5 protein-coding genes and 2 pseudogenes are annotated in these 3886 nt (G+C 61.1%); 1 reads left to right on the forward strand and 6 read right to left on the reverse strand.

Annotated features, from left to right (window positions below; genetic code table 11):
* A partial coding sequence (locus AC4DF4_RS18060; RefSeq protein WP_490049496.1) for a hypothetical protein occupies positions 1-314 on the forward strand: 314 nt, incomplete at its 5' end.
* Positions 315-625: 311 nt separating this feature from the next.
* Here the strand turns inward: AC4DF4_RS18060 and AC4DF4_RS18065 are convergent.
* From AC4DF4_RS18065 to AC4DF4_RS18090, 6 genes and pseudogenes are all read right to left on the reverse strand, one after another.
* Positions 626-1072, reverse strand: a complete 447-nt coding sequence (locus AC4DF4_RS18065; RefSeq protein ID WP_490049497.1) for a potassium channel family protein — start codon at positions 1070-1072, stop codon at positions 626-628.
* A gap of 16 nt (positions 1073-1088) precedes the next feature.
* Complete coding sequence (locus AC4DF4_RS18070; RefSeq protein ID WP_490049498.1) at positions 1089-1361, reverse strand: hypothetical protein; 273 nt, start codon at positions 1359-1361, stop codon at positions 1089-1091.
* A gap of 127 nt (positions 1362-1488) precedes the next feature.
* A pseudogene (locus tag AC4DF4_RS18075) lies at positions 1489-1827 on the reverse strand (sulfatase-like hydrolase/transferase); the annotation flags it as partial.
* Positions 1828-2002: 175 nt separating this feature from the next.
* Entirely contained in the window at positions 2003-2944 is a 942-nt protein-coding gene (locus tag AC4DF4_RS18080; RefSeq protein WP_490049499.1) for a DUF2950 domain-containing protein, read from the reverse strand.
* A gap of 307 nt (positions 2945-3251) precedes the next feature.
* Positions 3252-3542 (reverse strand): hypothetical protein, encoded by a 291-nt coding sequence (locus tag AC4DF4_RS18085; RefSeq protein ID WP_490049500.1) that lies wholly within the window; start codon positions 3540-3542, stop codon positions 3252-3254.
* A 28-nt stretch (positions 3543-3570) separates the two neighbouring features.
* Positions 3571-3885 (reverse strand): annotated as a pseudogene (locus AC4DF4_RS18090) (DUF3300 domain-containing protein); the annotation flags it as partial.
* Position 3886: the final 1 nt, after the last annotated feature.

Consider the following 3886-nt stretch of genomic DNA (forward strand, 5'->3'; position numbering starts at 1 on the left):
GCGCTATATCCACAAAAAGCCAACCACCTGCAAAAAAGTCGCAATCGCCATTCTGCCAAAACCCGTTCAAAACCTTGAAGATTCAAGGCTCACGAAGCACTGTGCCCGGCCTGTGGGACGGCAGTGAATTGGATTTAAAACAGCGTCTCGCGCAGCTCTCGGAGAAGGAGCGGCTCGCCATGTCCGCCTATTTGCTTCGGCTCAAGCATCAGTCGAAGAGCGGGCGGCGTTCGCTTTCCAAGATCATGAAAGAAATGGATTCCGGGAAGAAAACCAAGCTCTCCAACCTCGCCACGACCCTCGGACATGGCTGAGCATTCAGCCTAAGAACCGGTCCTCTCGGCCAAAGCCTCGGCGTTCCTCGTCGGACTTTCGAAGCCCAAGCAACGGCGGCTCATTTCCCGCAGGCTCCTCAATATCTCCCCGCCATCGCCAACGACACTTGCTTCCCGGCGACGGGAGATGACCACACCTTTCGTCGCGAGGGCCGCGCGGTCCGCTGGCAGCGCATTGCTTCTCACATCGCGGAGCGCCCGGAGGATCTCGTCATCCCGCTTGCAAATTGCGACGGCTGGTTCCCGCTGGCCCGCGTTCATGCCGCGGCACTGCGGGAATGGCAGAGTGCTCACTCATGGGAACCGGGCCGGAACCTGAAGTCATGCGCGTGCAAATGGTGGACGACGGTGAAGAGGACGCCCGTGCTCCAACCGAACATGATCACCCCGGTGACGGCCTCCACGGCTCCCAGGATGCGCCATTCACGCGGCAGCACCACGTCGCCGTAGCCCACGGTGGAATAGCTCGTCGCGGAAAAGTAAAACGACGTGGCGAAATCCGGGAAGCAGCCGTCGAGTTGATAGAACGCCGCCCACACCGAGATCTGGAGCAGGTGTAGCACCAGCAGGCCGTAAACCACGCGGACGAGCAGCCAGAAGGTCCGCGTGAGCGGGAAATCGAAACCCTGCCGGGGCCACGAGTGGCCGAGCCAGCGGATGCCGAGAATCATCCCGATGCCGTGAATCGCGACGCAGGCGGAAACAAGCAGGAAGAGGATGAGCAGCAGCTTGAACATCGGCGCGGTGGCGGCTTCAGTTTCCGCCGAAGAACGGCGCGAGCGCCTTGGCCACCGCGGCGTCGATCCGGGCGGCGCGGGTGCCGGGGGACGCGCCCTTGATCACGTCGCCCTTGGAAAAGTTCCGATAGACGAGCTTGTTGGAGCGGCTGTCGATCACGTCGAGGATCACGCCGGCCTGGCGGAAGTAATCCGGGCGCTGGTTCTCAAGCGCGCCGCGGGTGTGGGCGAGGTCGGAGATCTGGCCCGCGTCGCGGCCATAGCCCATTCGCGTCAACCTAAGCTGCAAGTCATTGAAATTTAATTGTATAAATCAAAAATAACGTCACAAAAGTCTTGGCTTTTTCTATCGGTCCCGCCCGATAGTGATGTTCAAAAGGCATCGCTTAAGCAGTCATTCCAATCCGTTCATCGAGCCTCAGCAACTCGGCAATCGTGACGTCCCGCGACTTCAAGCCTTCCTTCGCGCCCGGCAGGCCGACCTTGAGCATCCCGGTACGGAAACCCGACTGGCCGGTGACGAAGCACGCGCGCCCCGCGGTGCAGCTCTGCTGGCCATACCAGTCGGTGAAGCGCACGCCTTCCTTGGCGAGCCGGTCAATGTTGGGCGTCTTGTAGCCCATCATGCCTGAATTTTAGCAGCTTGGATTGAACCAGCCGACATCGTCGCCCCAGATGATGAGGATGTTGGGTTTCTTGGCCTGGACGGAAGTGGCGAGCGCCATGGCGGCGGCGATGGCAGTTATGAAGGCCATAGGTTTGGTGGTTTTCATAAGATGAGCGATGATTTTTAGCTTTTGCGATAAGTCAATTTGAGAAGTGAAAAAGCCGGATGGAAAGGGCAATTCGCGGATTGATGGGACTGGAGCAGTTTGGACAGGATGCGCGCAGAGGTGCGATGTAGCGGTGGTCATAGACGCGCCGGTTCACTTACCACTCGTCTTCGGTGGGCTTCCACGAATCGTCGGGATTGAAGAGCTCCATTTTCTGGAAGGCTTCGAGAGTGTCCGGGCCAAGATCCTTTTCATAGACGATTCCCGTATGGCTGACGATGAAGGTCTTCACGCCGGTGACCTGATATTCCGCCGGAGCGGCGGCAAGTGCGAAGCCGCCGATCATGGCACCCTTGATGACGAAATCGAGCTCGCCGAGAGGCGCGGCAGGACCCTGTCCCTTGAGCACTTTGAAATAGTAGCCGTGATAGGGTTGGGGTTTGTTCTTCTCCGAGTAGCCCTGTTCCAAAGCCCTAGCGATTCCCTCACCCACCGGGCCCTCCCATGTGCCATCGGCATTTTTCCATGCCAGGCCGTCCTGTTTGCCCGGCGTGCTGATGATGCGCTGGGCATACTGGTTGACGCTGGCTCCGTCGTGTTTGTCGGCGGCGTATTCGTGCTGCGCCTCGACGTAACCGCGGCAGATCGTGATGGCGTCCAACTCGTTGGCACCGATGCGGCGGTTCAGGATCTCCTCGCGCCCGGCCTTGGTGTCGAAGGACCATTTGCCGTCCTTCTTGACGATTGGAATGGGCAGCGGAAAGGCATCTTCGCCGACGGAGAGAATGGCTTGATCCGGATTCTGTGGATCGATTTTGATCGCCTGCTTTTCCTTGGCCTTGGCGGCGAAGGTGAGAGTCCGCTCCTTGTCCATCACCGGATCTTCCGAGGCGACGATGTCCTCGCTGTCCGGCCCGAGGATTTCTTTCAAAGCGGGCACCTGGAAGGACGCCGCGGCCCGCACCAGGCTATCGGCAGCCTGCTGAGGCGTATCAAATTGTTTCTGGGTCGGAGCCGCAGCCTCGGGCGCGGCTTGCGAGACGAGGCAGAGAAGCCCGGAAGCGAGGATCGCGGGCATGGAATGTTTTGAAGGTTTCATGATGATAGATTTTGTTTTCGTTGAATTTCTCCTGATCGATCACTTGTGGGTTGTTATCGGCCTCTGCCACGGCCGCCGCCACCGCTGCGTCCGCCTCCACCACCGCCGCTGCGGCCACCGCCTCCGCCAGAGCTTCTCATGCTGCTGCTTCCCCGGGAGCTGCTGGCACGTGCGGCATTTCCGCTATACCCGCTTCCTCCGAAGGCGCTCCTGCTGGCACTCGAGCCGGAAGAGACGCTCCGGCCACCAATGCTGCCGCTGCTCGGGCGGGTGCTGGGCTGTGTGCTGGGACGGACTCCGCCGCCGCTCACGCCCGCGCCACCACCGGGCCTTCCTGCTCCACCAGCGCCACCGATACCACCAACGCCGCCGGGTTTTCCAGCTCCGCCCGCGCCACCGACACCGCCAACGCCGCCGGGTCTTCCAGCTCCGCCAGCGCCACCGACTCCACCCGCGCCGCCGGGTCTTCCGGCTCCGCCCGCGCCACCGACGCCGCCAATACCACCGGGTCTTCCAGCGCCGCCGCCACCGCCAATACCGCCGGGACGGGTTCCGCCGCCAACACCGCCGATGCCGCCACGGCCATAAGGGGCGCCACCGCGATGTGCCGCCTGATGCTGCCACTTGCCGCCGCTGATGTTGGAATTCCTGACGTAGTTGTTGTTGACGTTGATATCGACGTCACCGCCGTGCCAGCCACAATTGTATCCCCAGCCGTTCCCCCATGCGGCTCCCAAGGCGATACCCAATCCAAAAGCGAGTCCCGTTCCCGGGACATAGCCGGGATAGACATAAGACGGATAGGGATAGACCGGCGGTCCATAAACCACGACCGGATCGTATGAGGGGACGTAAACCACCTTCGGGTCGGCCTGCTGGATCACGATCACCTTTTCGCCTTCGACGACTTCGGTTCCGACCGTTTGCTGGGTGTTGCTCACC

It is taken from the genome of Luteolibacter sp. (assembly GCF_058122085.1).